This window comes from Streptomyces tatrensis, from assembly GCF_049310065.1.
In the GTDB taxonomy this organism is placed as follows: Bacteria; Actinomycetota; Actinomycetes; order Streptomycetales; family Streptomycetaceae; genus Streptomyces.
In genome coordinates this window covers 107,882-131,113 of record NZ_JBMDLB010000007.1, presented here as the reverse complement: position 1 = coordinate 131,113, position 23,232 = coordinate 107,882, and the positions used below count along the sequence as shown (strand labels likewise).

General features: G+C 71.9%; 16 protein-coding genes. 6 read left to right on the top strand and 10 right to left on the bottom strand.

All coding sequences use genetic code 11. From position 1 onward, the window contains the following. Positions 1–88: 88 nt before the first annotated feature. Together ACODT5_RS04330 and ACODT5_RS04325 are read right to left on the bottom strand one after the other, a co-directional pair. Positions 89–958: a DUF4394 domain-containing protein gene (locus tag ACODT5_RS04330; protein WP_422517855.1), complete on the bottom strand. Its 870-nt coding sequence runs from the start codon at positions 956–958 to the stop codon at positions 89–91. Positions 959–1,092: 134 nt separating this feature from the next. After that, positions 1,093–1,533, bottom strand: a complete 441-nt coding sequence (locus ACODT5_RS04325; RefSeq protein ID WP_422517854.1) for a nitroreductase family deazaflavin-dependent oxidoreductase — start codon at positions 1,531–1,533, stop codon at positions 1,093–1,095. A 203-nt stretch (positions 1,534–1,736) separates the two neighbouring features. Between ACODT5_RS04325 and ACODT5_RS04320 the strand changes: the two genes are divergently transcribed. Further along, positions 1,737–2,201: a hypothetical protein gene (locus ACODT5_RS04320; protein WP_422517853.1), complete on the top strand. Its 465-nt coding sequence runs from the start codon at positions 1,737–1,739 to the stop codon at positions 2,199–2,201. 70 nt (positions 2,202–2,271) lie between these two features. Here the strand turns inward: ACODT5_RS04320 and ACODT5_RS04315 are convergent, their stop codons facing one another. From ACODT5_RS04315 to ACODT5_RS04295, 5 genes are all read right to left on the bottom strand, one after another. Next, on the bottom strand, positions 2,272–4,617 hold the full coding sequence (locus tag ACODT5_RS04315; protein ID WP_422517852.1) for a M9 family metallopeptidase: 2,346 nt from the start codon (positions 4,615–4,617) through the stop codon (positions 2,272–2,274). A 401-nt stretch (positions 4,618–5,018) separates the two neighbouring features. Then, positions 5,019–6,710: a hypothetical protein gene (locus ACODT5_RS04310; protein WP_422517851.1), complete on the bottom strand. Its 1,692-nt coding sequence runs from the start codon at positions 6,708–6,710 to the stop codon at positions 5,019–5,021. A gap of 147 nt (positions 6,711–6,857) precedes the next feature. Further along, a complete protein-coding gene (locus tag ACODT5_RS04305; protein WP_422517850.1) occupies positions 6,858–8,564 on the bottom strand; it encodes a sensor histidine kinase in 1,707 nt (568 codons plus the stop codon). Beyond that, entirely contained in the window at positions 8,561–9,271 is a 711-nt protein-coding gene (locus tag ACODT5_RS04300; RefSeq protein WP_422517849.1) for a response regulator transcription factor, read from the bottom strand. Before ACODT5_RS04300 ends, ACODT5_RS04305 begins: the two co-directional genes overlap by 4 nt. Positions 9,272–9,483: 212 nt before the next feature. Continuing rightward, a complete protein-coding gene (locus ACODT5_RS04295; RefSeq protein WP_422517848.1) occupies positions 9,484–12,870 on the bottom strand; it encodes a S8 family peptidase in 3,387 nt (1,128 codons plus the stop codon). 382 nt (positions 12,871–13,252) lie between these two features. On the opposite strand from ACODT5_RS04295, the gene ACODT5_RS04290 reads away from it, so the two are divergent. From ACODT5_RS04290 to ACODT5_RS04275, 4 genes are all read left to right on the top strand, one after another. After that, positions 13,253–15,028, top strand: coding sequence for a helix-turn-helix domain-containing protein (locus ACODT5_RS04290; RefSeq protein ID WP_422517847.1), 1,776 nt, complete (start codon positions 13,253–13,255; stop codon positions 15,026–15,028). Continuing rightward, positions 15,019–17,187, top strand: a complete 2,169-nt coding sequence (locus ACODT5_RS04285) for a WD40 domain-containing protein (protein WP_422517846.1) — start codon at positions 15,019–15,021, stop codon at positions 17,185–17,187. Before ACODT5_RS04290 ends, ACODT5_RS04285 begins: the two co-directional genes overlap by 10 nt. A 44-nt stretch (positions 17,188–17,231) precedes the next feature. Continuing rightward, on the top strand, positions 17,232–17,816 hold the full coding sequence (locus tag ACODT5_RS04280; RefSeq protein WP_422517845.1) for a hypothetical protein: 585 nt from the start codon (positions 17,232–17,234) through the stop codon (positions 17,814–17,816). 88 nt (positions 17,817–17,904) lie between these two features. Then, positions 17,905–18,912, top strand: coding sequence for an ArsR/SmtB family transcription factor (locus tag ACODT5_RS04275; protein WP_422517844.1), 1,008 nt, complete (start codon positions 17,905–17,907; stop codon positions 18,910–18,912). A 43-nt stretch (positions 18,913–18,955) separates the two neighbouring features. Here the strand turns inward: ACODT5_RS04275 and ACODT5_RS04270 are convergent, their stop codons facing one another. Both ACODT5_RS04270 and ACODT5_RS04265 read right to left on the bottom strand, forming a co-directional pair. Further along, the gene (locus ACODT5_RS04270; RefSeq protein ID WP_422517843.1) at positions 18,956–20,302 is read right to left on the bottom strand and encodes a KamA family radical SAM protein; all 1,347 of its coding nucleotides are present in this window, start codon (positions 20,300–20,302) and stop codon (positions 18,956–18,958) included. Positions 20,303–20,486: 184 nt separating this feature from the next. Then, positions 20,487–21,236 (bottom strand): TetR/AcrR family transcriptional regulator, encoded by a 750-nt coding sequence (locus ACODT5_RS04265; RefSeq protein ID WP_422517842.1) that lies wholly within the window; start codon positions 21,234–21,236, stop codon positions 20,487–20,489. 118 nt (positions 21,237–21,354) lie between these two features. Here ACODT5_RS04265 and ACODT5_RS04260 point away from each other — a divergent pair, with 118 nt between their 5' ends. Then, positions 21,355–22,623 carry a saccharopine dehydrogenase family protein gene (locus ACODT5_RS04260; protein WP_422517841.1) on the top strand — a complete coding sequence of 423 codons (1,269 nt, stop codon included), beginning with the start codon at positions 21,355–21,357 and terminating at the stop codon, positions 22,621–22,623. A gap of 37 nt (positions 22,624–22,660) precedes the next feature. On the opposite strand, the gene ACODT5_RS04255 is transcribed toward ACODT5_RS04260, so the two are convergent. Then, positions 22,661–23,092, bottom strand: a complete 432-nt coding sequence (locus tag ACODT5_RS04255) for a VOC family protein (RefSeq protein WP_422517840.1) — start codon at positions 23,090–23,092, stop codon at positions 22,661–22,663. Positions 23,093–23,232: the final 140 nt, after the last annotated feature.

Below are 23,232 nucleotides of genomic sequence, written 5' to 3'. Positions count from 1 at the left end.
GCGCAGCCGTCGATGACGGCGCGGAGCCGGCGGTCGCTGCGCGCCTTGTGGGCGGGGCCGCACCGGTGGTGCGGCCCCGGACCGTGTGTCAGTGCTGGTCGAGCGGCAGGGCGATGTCGGTGACCTGCCGGTTCTTCGGGAAGGCGCCGAGGTCGCGCGCCGCGCCGGTCAGCAGGTTGATCCCGTACAGCCGCTGGGCACCTGCGCTGCCGAGCGCCGCGTAGCCGCTGTTGGTGGACTTCCCGGGGCTGTAGTAGATGTCGAAGCCGGCCTCGGGTCCTGCGTCGACTCCGAGGCTCCCGGTGGGGGCGAGGGTGCCGGCGTTGGCCGGGGACTGGATCGAGGCCCGGTCGGCCATGGTGTCGAGGTCGAACAGGGTGGTCGCGGTTACCGCGTCGAGGTCGTTGTTGGTGTACGCGGCCCCGGTCACGCCGAGTGCGGTGGAGGGCGGTGCGGTGGGGTTGGTGAGCGTTCCGTCCGCGGTCGTCGTGAGGGGCGCGGCCGCGTCGTCGATGTTGTGGCGCAGGTTCTGTCCCGTGTCGCTGATGACCCGCAGCCGGTTCGCCGCGGGGTTGAAGTCGACGCCGAAGGACCGGCCTGCGAGCGCCACGGTCAACTGGGACACCTTGACCGCGCGCGCGGACTCGGTGCTGAGCGTGTAGATGCCGCCCCGGTCGCCGACGCCGTAGAGCTTCTCGTTCTGGACGCGGAAGTCGATCCCGACGATCTTCATGTCCCCGGACAGGCCGGACAGCCTCCCCAGGTCCGAAGTCTTGCCCGGCTTGTCGACGTCGAACTCGACGAGCCGCTGATCAGAGGTCAGCCCGATCGCGTGCAGCGCCGTGTGGGCCGCGATCCGCTCCGCGGGCCGATGGCTGTCGGCACTGGCGAGAGCGGGTACCGCCAGAGCGGTGGCAGCGGCGGTGCAGACGAGAGCGGGCAGGAACCGAGCATGCATGAGCACTCCTGGAGGGAGACGTCCTGGCGTGTCACGACAGCCGCGACACGTCCAGCCCCTCTTCGGTGCGCACGGCCTTGTGAATTGGTCCGGGCGCCGAAGTCCACCCGGATGCAGCACGGTTCCCGCCGGCTTCAGGCCCGGCTGATCCGGAGAACCGGGATGTCCCTGTCGGTTCCCTTCTGGTACTGCTCGTACCGGGGGAATACGGAGAGCAGGAGCGGCCATACCCTGGCCTTCTCCTCCGCGGGCAGGACTTCGGCGCGTGCCCGGAAGCGTTCGCCCAGTACCCGTACGTGCACCTCGGGGTTGGCCTCGACGCTCGCGAACCACATCGGGTGCTTGGCGGCGCCCCCGTTGGAGGCCACGATCAGATGGCAGTCGCCGTCCTTCGCGTGGATGAGGACGGTGCGGTGCCACGCACCGCTGACGCGGCCCCGGTAGTCCAGCAACAAGCAGGGCGATCCGTTCATGTCGGTGCTCTCCGTGCCGTCCGACTCCTCGTACCTGATGCCCTGGTCGCGCACCTGCGGATGGGGGCTCAGTTTCACGGTGGCCGGGTCGTAGGCAGTCATGTGGATCCTCCGGAAGTCAAAAGCAGCCCCGCCGATCATCCACCATCGGCAGTGCCGGATCCGCATCGAGAGTGTCGTGACGAAGCCTGGTGGAGTTCAGATCGTGAACACGCTCCGTTCTAGTGTCATGTGAAATATCACATGACATAAGCGCCGACCGGGAACCCTTGGACGGCGCCCCATCACAAGGAGAACGAACCGCGATGAACCGCTTAGCCCTCCTCGCAGCCGGCGCCGTGACTCTGGCCGTCTGCACGATCACCCCGGCCACCGCCGCCGCCCCGCCGGCCGAGACGGCCGAGACGGTCACCTCCTGCGGGAACTCCGGCCTCCAAGCGGGTCTGGCGACGCGGGTGTGCGCGGAGATCACCGGCACGACCGTCACGTTCTACGGGAAGGTCGGACTTGCCGGCCCGCCCTCTACGCCCTCCCCGGGCAGCCCGCAACCCGCGGCCAAGGAACTGCTCACCACCTTGTCCGTGGAGCTCGTCGGAGCCGCCACGCTCTCCGCGCAGGCGAAGCCGCTCCTCTTCACCGCCGCCACCCTCGAGGTGCGCGCTCCCGCCGCCACCGTTCCGTGCGGTTCGACCGTCCGCGGCACCTTCGCCGTGGCCTCGTACCCCCGTGCGGCCAGTCCCGTGGTCCACGAGGTCACCCTCACCTGCTGAGACCTCCCGCGTGGACGGCCAAGAAGCCCCAGGTCATCGACCTGGGGCTTCGGTCAGCCGATGGGGCGGCTCACTTGGACTGGGTGGAGACGCTCACCCCGCTGAAGTCCTGTGCGGCGGCGAGGCTGAAGTACACCCAACCGGAAGGCGGGTTGTCCACCGTCAGGGTCTCGCCGTTGCCGGCGCTGGTGGACTTCGCCTGGTAGCTGCTCGTGGTGGCCCAGCTGCTGCCGCCGTAGTACAGGTCGGCATTGCCGGAGCCGCCGCTGCTGGTGATGGTCAGCTGCCTGACGCCGGCCGGCAGGTACACGAAGTGGTAGCTGTAGTTCCCGGCGGTGGCCGCGAGGTTGTCCCGGCGGCAGTTCTTGTCGAACTGACGGGGGTCGCTGCTCGTGCACAGCGGGGTGGTGGAGGCCTCGGGCAGGGGGCCGCAGTCGTTGGTCGCGCAGGCGGTCGTCAGCCAGGTGGCGAAGCCGGCGTCGTAGGTGGTGCCGATGGTCTGCTTCAGGAAGGTGCGGGCACCGTTCCAGTCGCCGGCGCGGTACTTGCCCAGTACGGTCTCGACGTCGGCGGGGTGGGCCTGGAGCATGTAGCGGACCGCCAGGAAGCCCCAGCGGTAGACCCGGTTCGAGTTGACCTCGGGGTCGGCGTCCTGGCCGTAGACGGTGTCGAAGAGGTCGCTGAGCTTGTAGGTCCCCTTGCCGGCCTCGGCGATCGCGTCGGCGTTGCGCTCGCCCCGGTAGCCGAAGGAGATGTTCTCGGCGATGCCCTCGACCCACCAGATGGTCGGCGTCACGATGCCGGCCTCGAAGTCGCCGGCCATGTTGTAGCGGCCGTCGAGGTAGTGGGTGTACTCGTGGTTGAGGTTCCAGATCTGGAAGTCCGGTCGCAGCCAGTGGGCTTCGTGGGCGATGAAGCGGGCCTGGTTGCCGGCGGCGGCCGGGTTGCCCTCCTCGTACATGCCGCCGTTGTCGACGTCGATGTTGTAGATGGCCCAGGCGTACAGCGAGTAGTTGGTGTAGTCGTCGAAGACGACGACCTCGAGGTTGGTGTTCACGTCACCGGGGATCGCACCCTTGTCGCCGATGACCCGGTGGAAGTAGGCGTCCTGGTTGACCAGGCTGGTGCAGGTGCTCGCCAGCTGCCCGGGGGACATGTCCTGGGCGCGGATCTTCAGGCCCGGGGTGCACGTGTGCTGGATCGGCAGGATCACCGGGAGCACGCGCTCGCCCAGGTCGCAGATGGCGTAGGCCGCGCAGTTGTTCCTGTCGTACTGGCGCGTGTACCAGCCCAGGTTCATGGTGATCGGCGCGGTGGGGCCGACGTTCGGGTAGCGGTTGATCAGGTCCTTCAGCAGCGGGCGGACCCGCTCCTTGAGCTCGGGGACGTCGAGGGCGTGGCCGAGGAAGCGGCCGACGTTGCTGACGACGTCCAGACGGTTGAGCTGCGCGCTGTTGCGCGTGATGAATCCGGCCCAGGTGTCGAGGATGGCGGGGTCGGCCTTGAGGGCGGCCCGCCAGCCGCGGTCGTCGTTCTTGGCCTTGAAGCCGTTGTCGACGACCCACTCGACGTGCTGCATCGCGAGGTTCATCTGGCCGGGCCACGCGCCGTCGTAGCTGCCGAGCATCCACTTGACGACGCCCGCGTAGCGGCCGGCGGCGTGGGTGCTGTCGATCAGGGTGACGACCTCGTTCAGGATCTCACCGTTGGCGTCCGTGACGTCCTTGCTGCGCGGGGAGGCGAAGAAGGCGTCCAGCGCGCCGAGCGCGGCGCCGTCGAGCGCCGAGCCGTAGGGGCCGACGGCGTCCGCGTTGTTGTCCTGCACGTAGTAGCCGGCCCGCAGGAACAGCACCAACTGCCCGACCGCGGCGCTGTTGCCGCCCGAGTAGGTGGCGGACGCGTCGCGCAGCGCGTTGGCGACGGTCACCATCTGGGCTTCGTTGAAGGCCCTCCGCGCGTTCTCCCCGGTGAGGCTGAACAGCGGGTACGTACAGGAGATCCGGGGGAGCGCCTTGAGCTGCTGGACCAGGGCGCTGCCGGTCGCGTTGATCACGCCGGAGAGGTCGCCGCACTCGTCTGCGGCAGCGGCCCCCGAGGACCGCCGGGCGTCCTTGCCGGACTTGGCCGGCTGTACGGGCTTCACGGTCGGCGCGGGGGCGGTGGCGGACTCCTCGGCACTGTCCTGCGAGGAGATGCGGAAGCGGGAGCCGTTGCTCATCGCATCGGGGGACTTGGGGACCGGGATCGACCGCGGCGCCGTGGCCGCGGTTCCCCGTGCGTACGCACCGGCGGGGGTCGTGGCGCCGGCGGAGGCGGCCTGGCTCTGTGGCGCGAGCAGGCCGAGCGCGAGGAAGACGACTGCGCCCAGTGCGGGAAGTCTGCGCGCGGTGGCCTTCGATATCCGGAAGGGATGCATCTGCGGGGGCCTCCGGGGCCGCTGTGGCCGCGTGTTGGGAACACGGGCGATTGATGTGTGACATGTAAAATTTCACATGTCGCATCACGCCGGAAGTCTTTTGGCTGGATTGGCCCCTGACGCAATGGAAACGTTGTCGGCCGCCGGCTCCGGGTCGTGTCTTCGGGCAGCCGGCTTCCTTGGCGCGCGAAGAAAGTCCCGCAAGTCCGGCCGCAGGGCCCGGTCACCTCGGTGCGCCAACTGGGCATCAAGGGAGGGCGGGTCGACGCGGAGCGACCGCCGCCTTGTGATGGAGCTCGGGGAGACGTCCTGGTCGAGGACCTCGGTGCCGTGCCGTGCTGCCGCGGCAACCGGAAGGGCTCCCCGGCGCGGTGCCGGGGAGCCCTCGTCAGCGGTGGGCGTCAGCCGCGCGCGCAGCCCCCCGCCTCGAACTGGTCCGTGCTCATGTACGTGACGTCGGGCAGGTAGGAGCCCATCGCCGTGGCCTCGTCCCCGGGGACCTTGGTGTTCTGGACCGCCTGCTGGAAGCCGGTGTCGGGCAGCATGTTCCGGATCTGGAACCAGGCGAAGTCCTGGTCCTGATAGCCGTCTCCCCGGGCCGTCCGTTCGATGTAGGCGACCCCGCAGGCCTTGCGGGCGTTCTGCGGCCGGTCCTGGCCCAGGCTGACGACGACCGTGTAGTTGCCGTTCCTGTCCACCGGTACCTCTTCGTCGTACGCGCAGCCCATGACGCGGGTGGTGTACACGGACTCGTTGACGCAGAACGAGGCGTAGCGCACCTGGCCGGAGCCCATGACGGGGTCGCGGTCATGTGTGGAGGCGGCGGTCGGCAGCTTGCCCTTGACGACGGCCACCTGGCCGAGCTTGCCGTTCAGGACGGTGCGCATGTAGTTGTTGTGGATGTTCGGAAAGAATCCGCCGCCCGTCCGGCCGGGTGCGGGATTCGCTCCGACCGCGTCGTCACCGGTCCAGGTCTGCAGCAGGTACGAGCGGTCGTACTGGGCCGTCCACTTGGTCGTCCGCGAGGTTCCCTGACCCTTGCCGGGCGTGTACGCGGCGGGGAAGGCGGGGCCCACCGCGCGCTTGGTCTGGAACAGCACGCCGGGCGGCGGACTCGGGTAGGACTTCGGTGTCTTCGGACCGGCCGGCGGGAAGACCTGCACCTGGACGCCCGGCGTGTTCGGCAGCATGTCGGCGCTGTCGGGGATCCGGTCGGGATAGCGCAGGGCGCTGTACGTGGCCTCGCTCAGGGTCATCGATGACGGGTCCGGCAGACGGGTGGCGCCGTTGTTGAGGCGGGCGTGGTCCTTCGACTCGGAGTCCATCGCGTCACAGGCGGCCTGGCCGGTCAGTTTCGTCCCGTCGGCGAGGGTCAGGGCCGGCCGGGGCATCCCGACGCCGCCGGTGATGTCCTTGCCGCGGTCCGGGACGTACACGCGCATGAGGACGAGGTCGGTCTCGTACCGGACGCCGTCCGAACCGGTCTCGACGCCCAGGGGCGTCTGGCCGAGGGAGGCCGTGGGGATGGTGCGCAGGGCGTTGCGCTGCGGTTCGTCGTTGCGCGGGTCGCGGATGGTGAACTCGGGCTTCCCGGTGGCCGCGTCGAAGTTGGCCGCATGGTCGAACGACACCGTGTAGTCGCGCTTCTTCGCGGGAGTGTTGCGCCGGGCCCCGGGGGAGTACGGATTGGCGGAGCCCTGGTCCGGTGCGATCTGGTAGTCCGCGATGCTGTCCACCGGTTGGCCGAGGCGGTCGTAGGAGATGAAGGAGAAGTACCGCGCGTGCGGGTAGGTGCCTTCCAGCGTCAGCTTCGATCCCGCGGGGCGGCGGTAGTAGGCGGCCCAGTAGACGGCGCCGGCGTCGGGATAAGCGATGTTGAAGAGGGGATCCGCACCGATCCCGCCGTAGTACCAGAAGCAGTCGCTGCCGGGCCCCCCGATCAGGGACGGGGCAGTTGCGGCCGGCTTCGGCACGTGGTCTGCCTGCGGGGACGGGGTGTCCGCCGAGGCGGCGGGCATTGCGGCGGCCAGCGCTCCGGCTAGGGCAGCGGCCGCCACCGGGACGAGCCATCGCTTGTGCACGCGGTTGAGCATGGAGGTCTCCTGACTTCGTCGTCGGCCGAAGCCTCGCCGAAGCCGGAGGGCCGCCCAAGGCAGTGGCCCGCACCAGGGGGGTTCGGTTTTCTGGTGTCTTTGCCGGCGGGGAACGCGGGGGTGCGGAACCGAACGGGGTCCGCCGGGTCAGGAGCCCTCTGGCCGCAGCGGGACGTGACCGCACACCTCGGTGCCTCCGCTCGGGCGTCCGGCGATGCTCACCTCTCCGCCGCACGCCGCCATGCGGGCGCGCATGTTGGCCAGACCCATGCCGTGTGTTCCACGGGATCCGGCCGGGCCGTCGGGTGACCCCCCGGACTGTGACGGTGACGGTGACGGGTTTGCGGGCGACAGGCCGGGTCCGTCGTCCCGCACCGAGAACGACAGGCGGCGCCCGTCGTCCGTCAGCTCGACGACGACCGTACAGCTCGGCCCCGCGTGCTTGACGGCGTTCTGCACGGCTTCCACGCAGGTGAAGTACACCGCGCGCTCCAGCGCACCGGGATACCGGCCGATGCCCTCGGCCCTCAGGGACACCGTCTCCGGGAACCGTCCGATCGCGTCGGAGAGGGCGACGGCCAGCCCCTCCGCGTCCAGCATCCAGGGACCGGTGCCGTGGGCGACGTCCCGGATCTCCCGCAGGGCGGCGTCCACGTCCGGGCCGAGTTCCCCGGCCAGCTGCGCGGCGCGCCGCGCGTCCTGCGGCAGCAGTCGCGTGAGGACGCTGACCTTCATCCGCAGTGCGATGAGCCGCTGCTGGGCACCGTCGTGCAGATCGCGCTCGATCACCCGGCGCGCGCTGCTGTGCGCGTCGGCGATCCGCGCCCCCGAGAGCGCCAGCTCCGCCGCGTCCCGGTTGGTCTCCAGCGCCATCCGGACGCTCTGGGTGACGGCCGTCAGCAGCGCCGGCTGGTCCAGCAGCACCTCGTCGTGCACGACGCACGCGAGCGGCTGCCCGTCGCTTCCGTCGACGGGGGTCACGGCCTGCCCGGGACGGGACACCGGGACATCGCGGTGGAGGACCCCTGCGGAGTCCGCCCACCGGGAGCGGTCCGCCAGCCAGTAGAAGATGCCGAGGCCGGGATCCCGCAGGGCCGTTGCCATGACCAGGCGCAGCGCGTCCGCGTCCGGCCGGCGCTGGAGCCCCGACACCAGTCGCAGGAGTACGCCGGCCGCGTGCAGACGGGCCAGCAGCAGACCGAGGAGCATGGCGAGGGGAACCGCCCAGAACAACGGCACCAGCACCTGCCCCGACGGCAGCGCACCGTTCGTGACGACGAACACGGCTACGGCCAGGGTGCGCAGGATGGACACGACGAGCAGCGGTGCCAGCGTCCGGCGGGCGCCCGGACTGGAGCGGACCAGCCGCTCCAGGAGGGAGAGCGCGGCCGCGAGCAGGATCGCGGCGCTCAGCCAGCGGAAGGCCGTGAGGAATCCGTCGGCGACCTGCGGGAGATCCTCTATGAGGAGCGCGTTGCGCGGGCAGTCCGGGGCGCACGGAACGAGCGGGCCCGGAAGGGGCACCGTGGCCGAGTACAGGACGGTCGGCAGCCACAGCACCGTGGCGCTGAAGCCGCTCAAGGCCACGATGACACGATCGGCCCGGGACCGGAGCCGTCCGGTGGGGAAGCTCAGCATCACCCAGACGAGGACGAACTCGGCGATCTGCCCCAGGGCCCTGCCCAGGCCGAAGGCCCACGGGTTGTCCGAGGCGCCGAGCCCGCGCACCGCGTACGCCGCGCACAGCAGGGCCAGCAGGCACGCGAGCCGCCGGTCCTGCGGGCGCCGTCCGAGGAGTGCCGCGGCCAGCAGCACCAGGACCACGCCGACCGTTGCGAGCACGGCTGCGGTCATCGCCGGTGCGTGTCGAGATACAGGAGCGTGGCCCGTACGCGCCTGCTGACATCGGCGTCACCCGTGAGACCGAGCCGGCCGAAGATCTCACTGACGTGCTTCTCGACGGCCCGCACGGAGAGGAAGCGGTCGCGGGCGATGGCGGCGTTGCTCCTGCCCTCGGCGACGTCCGCGAGGAGTTGGCGCTGGCGCGGGGTGAGGGCGTCGAGGGCAGAGGCCCGGGTCCGGCGCCGGTGCACCAGGTCCTCGACGAGTGCGGAGTCGATGTGGCACTCGCCCCTGGCCACCGATCGCACGGCGGAGACGAGCAGGTCGAGGTCGTGGACGCGGTCCTTGAGGAGGTAGCCGCGACCCGACGCTCCCGACTCCAGCAGTCGGGCCGCCAGGTCGACGTGCCGTTCCTGGCTCAGCAGGACCACGGCGACGTCCGGATGCGAGAGCCGCAGGCCGTCGGCCAGGGCCACTCCCTCGTCGGTGAACGACGGCGGCATCCGGATGTCGCAGAGCAGTACGTCCGGCGGGGCCGCGGCGACGGCGGCGACGGTCGAGGGTTCGTCGGCGCAGGTGCCGATGACCTCGACGGCGTCACTGAGCTCCAGGAGCCGCCTCAGCCCCTCCCGGATCAGGAAGCTGTCGTCCGCGATCAGCACACGCAGCCGGGTCGGTTCCTGCTCGCGTGCGCCCGGACCTTCGTCGGGCGCCGACACCGAGACCTCCCGAGACCCGACCTGGCATGGACTGTGCCGAAAGTACCTGGTGGACGGGCGAAAACGAAAGCGGCGGGGCAGTGGCGTCCGTCCGGCCGGATACGGGAAGGGGCCCGCCCCGCCCCGGCACGTTTCGTGGCGGAGCGGGGCGGGCGCTTTCAGGGGAACCGAGGTCCGGCCTCCCGTGCAGCTGTCGGCTCAGGGACGACGGATCACTTGCCCAGGTAGGCGTTGACGATCGTGACCTCGGAGACGTTGCCCTGCTTGTCGGTGACCCGGGCCCGGAAGGAGATCCCCTGGTCCTTCGCGGGGTTCCGGACGGAGAACGCGCCGTCGGTGACCGTGACGCGCTTCCAGGTCGTGCCGCCGTCCTCGCTCACGGAGATGGTCAGCGACTTGAGGTTCTTCCCGGAGGCCGCGCCCTGCACGGTCACGGGGATCCGGGTGACCTTGCCGGCCGGGGCGCGGGAGGCGCTGTCGAGCGGGGCGTGGAAGCGCACCGTGGAGACCGGGAGCGCGGTGCGGCCGGCGACCTGGCCGGAGCGGAAGGTGAAGCTCGTGTCGACGCGGGTGGAGACGGGGGAGACGTCCGGGGACCGCTCGACGGAGGTGGTCAGCCGGTACTCGGCGTCGGCGCCGTCGACCGTGAAGGGGTCCCAACCGCTCAGCGGGTCCTCGCTCTCGGCGACCTTGACTCCGTCCCGGTACAGGGTGGTGGCGGCCTTGGTGAGGGCCGAGGAGCCGGCGTGTCCCGCGCCGTCGCCGAAGAGGGGCACCGAGGCGGTGATGGTCTGCTCGCCCGTCTCCGGGTCGGGTGCGGTGCGGAACGCGCCCAGGCCCGTGCCCAGGAGGGGTGAGAAGACTCCGGTGTTGAAGGTCTCGCGGTGGGAGGAGCCGGCCGCGTAGCGCTTCGGTTCCAGAGCGGCCTGGTCCGCCTCGACGCGCTGGTTTCCGTCTGCGTCGGGGGCGCCGAGCTGCCAGAACCCGCTCCGCCAGGCCGCGCCGTCGAGGGCGGAGAGCAGGATCGTACGGGTGCCGGGAGCGGGCTGGAAGCCTCCGTAGAGATCGCCTTCACGCATGCCGGGCAGGGTGGGGGCGGCGTAGGCGAAGCCGGACTTGCCGGGGAGGGGCGCCCCCATGTCCACGGAGAGCTTCGCCAGCCCGGACGCCCTTATGTGCCGCGTGTACCCGGTGGCGAGGCGCTTCGTCACGCCGCCGAGGGCGACGGAGTACTGGGTGGCCGGGTCCTTGAGGAACGTCGCCTGCCAGCTCTGCGTGAGCGAGCCGTCGGTCACGGCCGGCCCCATGTGGGCCGAGCGGAACCCGGTGTACCCCTTGGGGAGGACCCAGCCGTTGCCGAGGTGGCCGTCCCCGACCGCCTGTTGGTAGTACGGCAGGGCGAAGTCGGCCGTGGTCAGACCGGGAACGGTGATGTCCACCGGCTTCGCGGTGCGCGCGTCGACCGTGACCGTGGTGGCTCCGGAGACTTCCAGCCGGGGCTGGACCAGCCAGTCGACGCCCTGGGTGAGGTCCGACTCGTCCTGGTACACGGCGCCGTGGAGGGCGTAGGTGCCCTTGGGGACACGGAGGGTGCTGGGGCCGGCCTCATTGCTGACGCCCACCCAGACGCCGTCGGCAGCTCCCGCGATTCCGAACAGGGAGTGGGAGAACGCGCGGGCGGCCGATCCGTCGCGGTCGACGGTCGCGATGGTGACGTCGTACGCCTCGGCCTCGCGGACGACCGCCGCGCCCGTACGGACCGACTGGCCGCCGCCGGTGGCGGTGACGTAGGCGGAGAAGGCGCCGTCGGTGGCGCCGAGCCGGGTGTCGGCGGTCAGATCGACCGTGGCCCGGCCACCGGCGGGCACGGTCACCTTGTCGGCGCCGAGCGCGAAGAACCCGGCCGGGGCGGGCTTGCCCTGGGCATCGGTGCCGGTCACCGCGAGGTCGAGGGTGATGTCGGTGGTGCCGAGGTTGCGGTAGGTGACCTTCCGGGTGAGCGGCACGTCGTCGGCGTGCGGCCACTGGGCCGTGCCGAGGGACAGCGACGGCTGTTCCGTCATCACCGTTTGGGCGAGGGCCTTGTCCACTTGCATGCGGCCGGTGCCCTGCTGCTGGACGCCCGTCGCGCCGTCCTTCGTGGACGCGGTCAGCGCGCCCTTGAGCTCGGTCGCGGTCCAGCCGGGGTTCTTCTGCTTCAGCAGCGCCGCCGCTCCGGCCACGTGGGGGGTGGCCATGGAAGTGCCGTTGAGCTGCAGGTAACCCGGGGCCGGGTGCTGGGCCCCGGGAGCGGTGTCGAGCCTGCTGCCCGGGGCCGCCGCGGCGGTGATGCCCACGCCGGGTGCGGTGAGGTCGGGCTTGACCGCGCCGTCGCCGACGCGCGGGCCCCTGCTGGAGAAGTCCGCGAGGACGTCCTTGGCGTCTACGGCGCCGACGGTCAGGGCGGCGTCGGCGCTGCCGGGCGAGCCGACCGTCGATTCGCCGGCGCCGTTGTTGCCCGCGGCGACGGCGAACAGGACGCCCTTCTCCGCCGACAGCCGGTCGACGGCGGCCTCGACCGGGTCGACGCCGGGGAAGTCCCGGCTTCCGAGGCTGAGGTTGACCACGTCCGCACCCTCCGCGACGGCCCACTCCATGCCCGCGATGAGCGCGGAATCGGTGCCGTACCCGCGGTCGTCGAGGACCTTGCCGCTGATCACCTTGGCGCCGGGCGCGACGCCTTTGAGTGCTCCGCCGGACGCGGCCCCGGTCCCGGCCGCGATGGAGGCCACGTGGGTGCCGTGGCCGACGCGGTCCGCGGCGTCGGGGGAGTCGGAGAAGTTCTTCTCCCCGACGACCTGGCTCTTCAGGTCCTCGTGGGTCTTGTCGACACCGGTGTCCAGTACGGCGATCTTCACGCCCGTGCCGTCGAACCCGGCCTGCCAGGCCCGGTCGGCGCCTATCTGCCGCGTGCTCTTGTCCAGGCTCGCCCGGCGCACTCCGTCCAGCCAGACCTTGCCGATGCCGGCGCCGGCGGCCCGGACTCCGCGGGCCGTGGGGTTCGTCAGGGCCTCCCAGACCTTCGTGGCGTCGGCGGTCGAGGCCTTGACGGCTTCGGCGTTGACGGTCGGGAGGGTGCGCCGCGCCCCGTTGCCGGCGGCGGACCGCAGTTCCGTGCGAGCCGCCCCGGCGGCGCCCTCGTACTGGACGATCAGGCCGAGTCCGCCGCGGTGCAGTGCGCGCAGGGTCGGGTCGGCGAGCGTGGTGACGTCGAAGAGGCGCCGGTCCAGCTTGCCCGCGGCGAGCAGGGCGCGGGCGTCGGCGGGCAGGACCAGGGTGCGGTCGCCGGCCCGTTCGATCTCGACCGGTACGCGTTCACGGCCCTTGCCGGGCTCGAAGCGTACGACGGCGCCGCTGCCGTTCACGGTCACCCGGTCGCCGGTGATCAGCGTGACGGTCACGGGGGCGCCCGTGGTCCGGGCGGCCGGGGTGTTCTTCGTGGGGGAGGCGGCGGGCGCCGCCCCGGCGGGGCCGGTCAGCCCCGTGCTGAGGGCGACGACGGCGGTGGCGAGGGCGAGGGCCCCCGCGGCGCGTCGAGGCCTGTGTGCCGGTGTGAACAACTCTGCTCCTGTGGAAGGCGCGACCGCGGCCGGAGCCGTGGCGCGCGCCCCGTCGTGAGGCGTACGTACGTGGCGTACGCGGTCTGTGTGCGGTGCGGTGCGGTGCGTGTGGGTTGTGCGTGGCGCTGTGGTGACGCCGATCGCCGGGGCCCGGTCGACCCGCGTCCCACCGGCCCCCAGGGGGAGAGGTGGAGGTGGGCGGTGCGAGTCGTCCGGGCCCTGCGGCGACCGGGTACGGCAGCAGTCCACCGGCTCGCGGATTGTTCAGCAGCCCTGATCCGGGCGGCTGAACAATTGATTTCCGTGGCCGAAGAGGCCCTTGTGGCTGCCCGGACCCCCTCCTACGGTGGAAAGGATCTTGATCCCGGGGGAGGGGAGCAGCATGGGCACTGGCGCGGGAAGGCCGGAGAAGACGCTCGATCCACAGGCCGGTCCCACCGCGCGGTTCGCCGGTGAGCTTCGCGCACTTCGCCGCGCCGCCGGCTCCGTCCCCTACCGGGAACTGTCCGCGCGGGCCGGCTATTCGGTGACGGCGCTCTCCCAGGCCGCCGCCGGGAACCGGCTCCCGAGCCTGCCCGTGGCGCTGGCCTACGCCGAGGTCTGCGGCGCCGCCCGCAAGGAGTGGGAACGACGCTGGCGCGAGGCCGAAGCCGCGGTCACAGCCGCGGCCGAGACCGAAACCCTGGCCTCCCTCGAGCTCGCCGGCGACGGCTGCGGCGGCGACGCTGCGCCCTACCGGGGCCTGACGCGCTTCGAACCCGAGGACGAGCCGGTGTTCTTCGGCCGGGAACGCCTGACCGACCAACTGACGGCCCTGGTCGCCGAACACCGCTTCGGCGTCCTCCTCGGGCCCTCCGGCAGCGGCAAGTCCTCCCTGCTGCGGGCCGGTCTCGTCCCGCGCCTGCGCCGCTCCGCGCCGCCGCTGCCGCCCGCCGCGGCCCTGCGCGTCCTCACCCCCGGCGAACACCCGATGCGGACCCACGCGCCGGTCCTCACCGCGGCCGCCGCAGACGGCGAGACCTGGCTGATCGTCGACCAGTTCGAGGAGGTCTTCACCCTCTGCGCGGATCCCGACGAACGACGGGAGTTCCTCGCGGCCCTCCTCACCGCCCGCAACCCCGCAAGCCGCATCCGCGTGGTGCTCGCCGTGCGCGCCGACTTCTACGCGCACTGCCTGGCCCACCCCGCCCTGGCCGAGGCCGCCCGCGCCGCGACCCTTGCCGTGGGCCCGCTGACCGCCGAGGAGATGCGCGGCGCGATCGTGCGCCCCGCGGCAGCGGCCGGCCTCACCGTCGAACGCGCCCTCACGGCCCGGCTCGTGGAAGAGGTCACCCGCGAACCCGGCAGCCTGCCGCTGCTCTCCCACGCCCTGCTGGAAACCTGGCGGCGCCGCCGCGGGCGCACGCTGACCCTGGCCGGACACGAGGCGGCCGGTGGTCTGCGCGGCGCCCTGGCCCAGACCGCCGAGGAGCTGTACGCGGAACTCGGGCCCGACCGCGCCCCCGTCGCGCGCCGCCTCCTGCTGAACCTGATCACCCCCGGTGACGGAGCCCCCGACACCCGGCGGCCCGTACCCCGCGACACCCTCGTGCCCCCGGACTCGCCGGAGGCCGCCGAGGCGGGGGCCGTGTTGGACCGGCTGGCCCGGGCCCGGCTCGTCACCCTGGACCGGAACGTCGTCGACCTGGCGCACGAGGCCCTGATCACCGCGTGGCCGCGGCTGCGCGGCTGGATCGACACCGACCGCGAGCGGATGCGACGCCACCGCAGGCTGACCCAGGCCACCCACAACTGGCTGACCCGACGCCGCGACGCCGGGGCGCTCCTGCGCGGCGGGGAACTGGCCGAGGCCGAGGCCACGTTCGCGGTCGACGCGGACCGCTCCGCAGAACTGGTCCCGGTGGAACGGGAGTTCCTGCACGCAGGCCTCGCGTCCCGGGCCCGTACGCGCCGAATCCGTCGGGGCGTGACCTCCGTGGTCGGCCTCCTCCTCGTCCTGCTCACCGTGGCGAGTACGACCGCCTGGCAGCAGGTCCGCGACAACGTCCGCCAGCGGGTCGACGCCGAGACCCAGCGGACCAAGGGGGAGGAACTGGCCGCAGGCCGGCTGGGGCCCAGGGGCTGCGGGCCTCCGACCCCGCGCTGGCGATGCGGCTGAGCGTGGCCTCCTGGCGGCTCGCCGAGACCGCCGAGACCCGGTCCGCACTGCTCGCGGCGTCCGTCCAGGCCGAGTCCGATGCCTACGACGTGCCGGACGAGGCGGGGCCCTGGTACTCCCACCCCGCGCAACCGGTCCGGCTGAGCGCGGACGGCCGGATCGCGGTCACCGTCGACGTGGACTCCGTACGCGCCTGGGACGTCACGAACAGGACGGCGCTCGGACCGGAAACGGCCCTCGACCAGGGCACTCTGTTCCGCGGGATCTCCCCGGACGGCCGCACCGCCCTGGTGCAGGGCTCCCGGGACAAGACGGATCCCGGATCCGGGAGCGGGGCGCGTCGACTGGATCTGGCGTCCGGCACCGCGCTCGACGCCGTGCCCCGGCCGGCGGGCCCCTCGGTCGCCTGGACGGCCGCCGACCAGGTCATCGCCAACATGGACATGGACGGTGCCACGGGCCGGCTCTCGCTCCGGGACGCACGAAGTGGCCGCACCCTGCTGGAGGTGCCGACCGGGCGGCATCCGATGTGGGCACTCAGCCCGGACGGACGCCACCTGGCCCTGTGCGCCAGGGGAGGGGACGCGGCGTACTCCTCCGAACGGGCCGACGTGCCCCTGCGGGTCTGGGACGTGGCCCGGAGCACGGAGCTGCCCGCCACCCGACCCGGGGCGTGCGCCGTCGACTCGTTCCGTTTCACCGGCGACGGCGCCGTCCTCATGACCCAGGCACCGGGCGGGCTGGGCCTGTGGGACCCGGTCACGGGCCGGGAGCCGGCCCGGATCGACCACCCCGGCCTGACCGAGGTGACGACTAGCCCCGACGGCCGGTTCGCCGCGGCCGTCGACGGCCGGGAGATCCTGATGTGGCGACTCGCCACGCCCGAACGGCCGGTCTTCCGGTACTCCCTCGCCAACGGGGCCGCCTCCCAGCTCCGGATCGACCCGAAGGACGGCGTCATCAGGTACCTGACCGAACGCCGGCTCGGGGACACCGTGGTGCGCACGATCTCCTACGGACCGGCCACGACCGCGGACTGGAACCCCGAACCGGCATCGACCGGCGCCTTCAGCGCGGACGCCACGACCGTCGCGGTCGACCGCCGACAGGGCGCCGCCACCTGGTTCGAGGCCTACGCCGTCGCCGACGGCCGGCGCACCGCCCGCACACCGCCGGCCGACTGCCCGAAAGCCGTTCCGGGCTCCACCGGGGCGCCCGCGGAACACGACTGCCGTGTCCTCCTGGCGCTCACCCCCGACGGACGAACCCTCGCCCACACCCGCACCGCTTTCGCCGAAGGCTCCGACGCCGGGGACGGAGAGCGGGAGAAGGCCCAGGAGCCGACCCTGTGGGACGTGCCGGCGAACAAGGCCCGCCCGCTCCCCGCGGAGCCGAAGCCGCCGTTCGCCGCCAGGATGCCCATCACGGGACTGGCCGTGACACCCGACGGCCGGTCCCTGCTCACGACGCGCGCGGGCGTCGACGCCCTGGACGTACGGGACTTGGCGAGCGGCCGCCGCACCCGGCCCCAGGACCTCACGAAGGACCGCACCATCCCCGTCGAAGGCTCCCGGACCGACCGAGCCACCCCGGCCGCGGTCCGCCCTGACGGCCGACTCCTCGCGACCTCCACACACACCTTCGACCTCACCACCGGCCGACGCACCGAACGGGGCCCGGCCGCGGAACGCGGCGGGGTGATGGCCTACAGCCCCGACGGCACACGTCTGGCGGCCGGAGACACGACGGGCGGGGTCACCCTGTGGGACGGGGAGGCCGGGCGACGACTGGCCACGCTCCCTGCCGGGTTCGACGCCATCGGCCCCGACTCCGACAAGGCCGTCACCGCCTTGGCCTTCTCCCCGGACGGCCGAACCCTGGCCGTGGCCGGCGCCTCCGGCACGCTCCGGCTCTGGGACGCGCAATCCGGCCGACCTCTGGGATCACCGCTGCCGACCCCCGGAGACGGGATCGTGGCCGTCGCCTTCTCACCCGACGGGCGGACCCTGCACAGCGCGGGCGAACACAGCACCGTCCGCACCCACCAGGTGGCCCCGGCCCGACTCGCGGAGTCCGTCTGCACCCGCGCCGGAAGCGGACTCTCCCGGTCCGACTGGCGCACCTACCTTCCGGACCTTCCTTACCGAAAGACCTGTTGAGAAAGCCTTCCTGACCGCCACGGGACCCACGGGGGAACCACACCATGACGAACGCACAAATACTCGCGGCCTGCCGCAGCAACTGGGAGTACCGGGGGCTCGACGACGCGTCCGTACGGGAGATGCTCGACGAGCTCTCCGCACAGCTGGAGGACGCGCAGGCCGCCGGCCGCACGGGACAGGACGTCGTAGGCCGGAACGTCCGCAGCTTCGCCGCGGCACGGGCGCGGGAGCGCGCCCCGCTCTCCCGCCGGGCGCTGCGCACCGTGTCCCTGGCCTGTTTCGTACTCGGCTGCGTGCTGCTGTTCTCCTACCTGCGCCATTGGAGCACCGCACTGGCCGTGCCCCCCGACTACCTGGCCTTCTGGACGGTCCTCGGTGTGGCCACGGTCGCCTGGAAGCTGCGGCGGGGCAGCCTGGGCCTGTGGGCGGGCTGGGCGCTCGGCCTCGTCACGGCCCTGCCCGCGGCGATCCTCACCAGCCTCTTGGCCGGTGACGGGGCGCTGTTCACGCTGCCGCTGTGGGTGGCGCCGCTCCTGCTGCTGCCCGGCCTGCCCTACGCCGTTGCCGACGCGCGGGCCAAGAGGAGCGGCCGCCCTGGCGAACCCGGAGCCGTGGGTCTTGGCTGAAACAGGTCCTGGACGGAGCCTCAGGCAGGGCACAGACTGCAGTGGACGATCAAGCGGCGCTTGATCGGACAGCCATGGGGGATGCTCGGTGCTACGCATTCATTTCACCGCCGAGGATCTGGCTCGGACCCGTGTGGCCGCGACGATCGGAGCGGCCGCGGAAACGATGTACGGCCTGAGGCTGCTGCGCGGCAACTGTGCCGCCAAGGCCCTGCCCTTCCGCCCCTGGCAGGAGGCGGTCCGCGGGCGGCTGGGTGCGCAGGCCCGCCCGTTCACGAGCCTGCTGGCCGTGGGTGGCGGGGATATCGACCTGACGGGACTGATGGGCGACACGCCGTCCGTCGAGGAGGGAATCGACAACCTGCTTCGGGCATCGCCCGCCCATTTGCAGACCGAGCTCGAACACATCGCCTTCCACCCCTCGCAGTTGTCGTGGGCTCGGAGCCTGGCGGCCGGCGACCCCGAAGCCCGCAGGGACTTCGCCGCGGGGCTTGCCGCCTGCAACGAGGCGATCGTCGCCCCCTATTGGAACAGCGCGAGATCCCATGTGGAGGGCGTACGGGCGACCTTTGCGCGGAAGCTGCTCGATGGCGGGGTCGAACGCCTGCTGGAGGGGATGTGCGTCCCGCTGGTGCGGTGGCGGGCGCCCGTACTGGAGGTGCGGTACCACCGGCCCGTCGACGTCCACCTCATGGGGCGCGGTCTCGTCATCGCGCCGACGGTCTTCCTCTGGCGGGACCCGGCACTGCTGTGGGACTCGCAGGACGACACCTCGGCGCCCACGCTTGCCATTCCCACCATCGGTGACGCAGCGGCGGGCGCCGCGCTGTGGGGCGCGGCGCAGGCCGCGGACCAGTCACTGGCCGCATTGCTGGGGCGCACTCGGGCCGCCGCACTGCAGGTGGCCACCGAGGGATGCAGTACCACCGAGCTGGCACGGCGCCTGAACGTGTCGATCGCAGCGGCGAGCGAGCACGCGACGGTGCTGCGCAACGCCAGTCTGATCACCACCAGCCGACGCGGTAAATCCGTCGTGCACACCGTCACCCCGCTGGGCGCCGAACTCCTGGGAAGCCCACCCCCCGAGCACGGGTGATCCGGCACCGAACCGGCTGGAGGCCGAGCTGCGTGCCCGCCCTTTACGGCCCGTCGGCGGTCTGCCGCTGCGCGCCGCCCCGCAGGGCCGCGGCGATGTCGGAGGGCGTGTCGTGGGCGGGTTCGAGTTCGTCCAGCCACGCGGCGTCCTCGCTGTAGTGGGCCCGGAACGGACGGCCGACCAGCTGCGGGTCGCGGGCCTGGAGCATGCGCAACTGGAAGAAGCGGCCCCGGGCGGTTTCGGTGACTCCGTCGACGACCACCTTGCCGGGCGTGGCCGACATGACCGGCCCGCGCACGGTACGGGCGAGTCCGGGCAGGGTCAGGTAGGCGGACCGGAAGATCTCGTGGGCACGGGCGAGCGGCACCTTGAAGTACTCGTACGGGCCGGTGTCCCGCTCGACGAACATGTAGTACGGGATCGCGCCCGCGGCCAGTTCGGCACGCCACAGGGCGCTCCAGGTCCGCGCGTCGTCGTTGACGTGCGCGACCAGGGGCGCCTGGCAGTAGACCATCGCGCCGGTGGACCGGATCCGGGCGATGGCCCGGCGGGCGAGGTCGGACTCCAGCTCTCGCGGGTGGGTGAAGTGCATCATCAGCGCCAGGTTCTTCCCCGATGCGACGACGTCCTCGAAGAGCCGGAGCACGTCGTCGGCGTCCGTGTCGGTGACGAACCGCTGGGGCCAGTAGGCGACCGACTTCGTGCCGATGCGGACGGTACGGACACCGGGGACGCCCAGGATGGGGCCGAGGTGGCTGCGCAGGCGCTCGGTGGACATGATCATGGGGTCGCCACCGGTGACGAGGACGTCGTCGACCTCGGGGTGACGGCCGAGGTAGTCCACGAGGCCATCGGGCGTCGGGGCGGCGAAACGCAGATCGGCGTCCCCCACGAACTGCGCCCATCGGAAGCAGTAGGTGCAGTACGCGTGGCAGGTCTGTCCCTGGCCGGGGAAGTACAGGACGGTCTCGCGGTACTTGTGCTGGAGGCCCGGCACCGTATCCCCGTCCAGCGTGGGGACGTTGAGCTGCTTCTGGCCCGAGGGGTGGGGGTTGAGGCCGCTTCGGATCTGCTGGACCGCGAGCCGGAGTTCCTTCTTCGCGCCCGGATCGTCCACCAGGCCCGCCAGCCGCAGTTCGTCCTCGATCCGGAGCATCCCGGTCTGCGGGAAGACCATCTGGAAGATCGGGTCGTCGGGGACGTTGCCCCAGTCGATCAGCTGGGAGAGGACGTACTCGTTCACGCGGAACGGCAGCACGGCGGCGAGGGATTTTATGGACCGGGAGATGTGACCCGGGATCGCGAACCTGTGACCGAGCTCGTCCAGGTGGCGGGCGCCGTAGGCGTGGAATCTCTCTGTTTCCCGGGCCGCGGGAGGCGTTGTGGGCATGGAGGAGGTCTCCGGCTTCAGAAGTCGACGCGGCCAGTTTCCTTGATCGTAGATCGATCGGGACGGCCGGAACGATGTGCGCCCAAGGTCGGCCGATAGGAGCGGCGCATGGCCGGAATGATGGGCCTGTGGAGCCTCGGAGCACGATGCCCTCAGATGACGACGTCCTCAGAGCACGACGTCCTCAGGGCGCGGCCGGTCGGCCCGTGCGGTGGCGGCGGCGGGTGCCCCCGCCCGCGCCGGCCAGCTCGCGCTCGGCGCTCTCCAGCAGCATGTCCAGTGCGACCGGATAGGCGCTGTGCGGCATCCGGGCCGCGAGGAGCCCGGCGGTGGCCGCGATGTTCGGGTACGTCCCGGCCGGCAGGCGGGCGTACGTGGACTCCCACCGCTCCTCGTCGGACTCCCGAGCCGTCTCCGTGAGCGCCAGGGAACCCGCGTCGAGCGCCGCGAAGGCCAGACACTGGTCGATGTAGGCGTGGTAGATCCGTACGGCGTCCTCGTCGCCGAACCCCGCGCCGCGCAGGCTGCCCAGGATGGCCTCGTCGGCCGCGATCTCCCGGGGCCGCCCGGTCACCCGGCTCGTGGTCAGCAGCGCGGCCTGTGGATGGGCGAGGTAGGCACCGTAGATCCGCAGGCCCAGGGAGCGCAGGTCCTCGCGCCACCGCCCGGTCGGGATCCAGCCCGCGAGGGCCCGGCCGATGAGCTCCTCACCGATGGCCAGGGTGAGCCCGTCCATGCCGTCGAAGTAGCGGTAGAGGGTGCTGGGGTCCGCGCCCAGGGCGGCACCGAGCCGCCGGGCGGTCAGGCCCGCGCTTCCGTGCTCCCGCACCATCCGCAGCGCCGTCTCGACGATCAGCCGCTCGGAGAGCACCGTGCCCTGCCGGGTCGGACGCCGCCGTCGGCGGGCCTCCTCCGGAACCACGTCCTTCGGCATCGCGGACTCGCCTCCTGGACCGTTCCGTGCCCTTATGCCAACAGCATTGACCTTAACTCCTGGCAGACGGTTCCATCAGCCCCCTGGGGCAGACGCCCCACCGAGAGAGGACCTGGCCATGCGTGTTCTGCTTGTGGGTGCCGGCGGTGTCGGGAGCGCGATCACCAAGATCGCTGCCCGCCGCGGCTTCTTCGACCGCTTCGTCGTCGCCGACTACGACCTGGCCCGCGCCGAGGCGGCCGTCGCCGCCCTGGGCGAGGCGGAGCAGCGCTTCACCGCCTGCCGCGCGGACGCCTCCGACGAGGAGGGCATCACCCGGCTGCTCACCGAGCACGGGTGCGACGTCCTGATGAACGCGACCGACCCGCGGTTCGTGATGCCGCTGTTCAACGCCGCGCTGGCGGCCGGCACCCACTACGTGGACATGGCCATGTCCCTGTCCCGCCCGCACCCCGAGGACCCGTACGGCACCTGCGGGGTGAAGCTCGGCGACGAGCAGTTCGAACGGGCCGCGGAGTGGGAGAAGTCGGGCCGGCTCGCGCTCGTCGGCATGGGCGTCGAGCCCGGTCTCTCGGACGTCTTCGCCCGCTACGCGGCCGATGAACTCTTCGACGACATCGAGGAGATCGGCATCCGCGACGGGGCCGATCTGACCGTCGAGGGCTACGACTTCGCACCGTCCTTCAACATCTGGACGACGATCGAGGAGTGCCTGAACCCTCCCGTCGTCCACGAGCGCGAGCGCGGCTGGTACACCACCGAACCGTTCAGCGAGCCGGAGGTCTTCGACTTCCCCGAGGGCATCGGCCCCGTGGAGTGCGTCAACGTCGAGCACGAGGAGGTCCTCCTCGTCCCGCGCTGGGTCGGAGCCCGCCGGGTCACCTTCAAGTACGGCCTCGGCGACGATTTCATCGGCAAGCTGAAGACCCTCCACGCGCTCGGTCTGGACTCCACCGAACTGGTCACCGTCCGCGGTGAGGACGGCCGCCCGGTCCGCGTCTCACCGCGCGACGTGGTCGCGGCCTGCCTGCCCGACCCGGCGACCCTCGGCGACCGGATGACCGGCCGCACCTGCGCCGGGACCTGGGTCAAGGGCACCAAGGACGGCCTGCCGCGCGAGGTGTACCTCTACCACGTGGTCGACAACCAGTGGTCCATGCGCGAGTACGGCTCCCAGGCCGTGGTCTGGCAGACCGCCGTCAACCCGGTGGTGGCCCTCGAACTGCTCGCCGCCGACGTGTGGTCCGGGTCCGGAGTCCTCGGCCCGGAGGCCCTGCCGCCCCGCCCCTTCCTCGACCTGCTCACCGCGTACGGATCCCCGTGGGGGATGCGGGAACAGGACCCGAGCCCGGCACTGCCGACTCCGACTCCGGCACCGGGCCACTGACGCCGCTGCCCTCCCCGGACGGGGGCCTTCGGAGCCGTCAGCGTTCCGACAGCTCCGAGGGCGCCTCCTGGACCACCCAGCCGTTGCCGTCCGGGTCGGAGAAGGTCAGGAAGGAGTTCCAGGTGTCGCCCTTGCCGTCCTCCCAGCCCTTCTCGCCGACGTGCCGCACCGGCGATACCTCGACGCCGCGCACCGTCAGCTCCTTGCGCGCGGCCTCGATGTCGGTGACGCAGAGCTGCAGGCCCTGGAGGGTGCCCGGCGCCATCTGGCGCGTACCGGGCGCCGGGGGCATCCCGTGCTCCAGCGCGATGGAACAGCGCGAGCCGGGCGGGGTCAGCTGGATGATGCGGATGCCGGGCGCGACCTCGCTGTCGAGGTCGACCGTGAAGCCGACCTTGTCCGCGTAGAACTCCTTCGACCGGTCCATGTCGGTGACAGGGACCAGAACCACTTCGAGCGTCCAGTTCATGACGGGCCTCCTCGGAACACGAATGGTGCAGGGAAGGTCCACCGTCGCCCACAGGCCGCCCGTGTGCGAGCCGAAACGCGGCATGCGGCCGGGTCCGGGTGCGCGTTTCCGCCCACCGGACCCGTCCGCCGTCCGCCCGG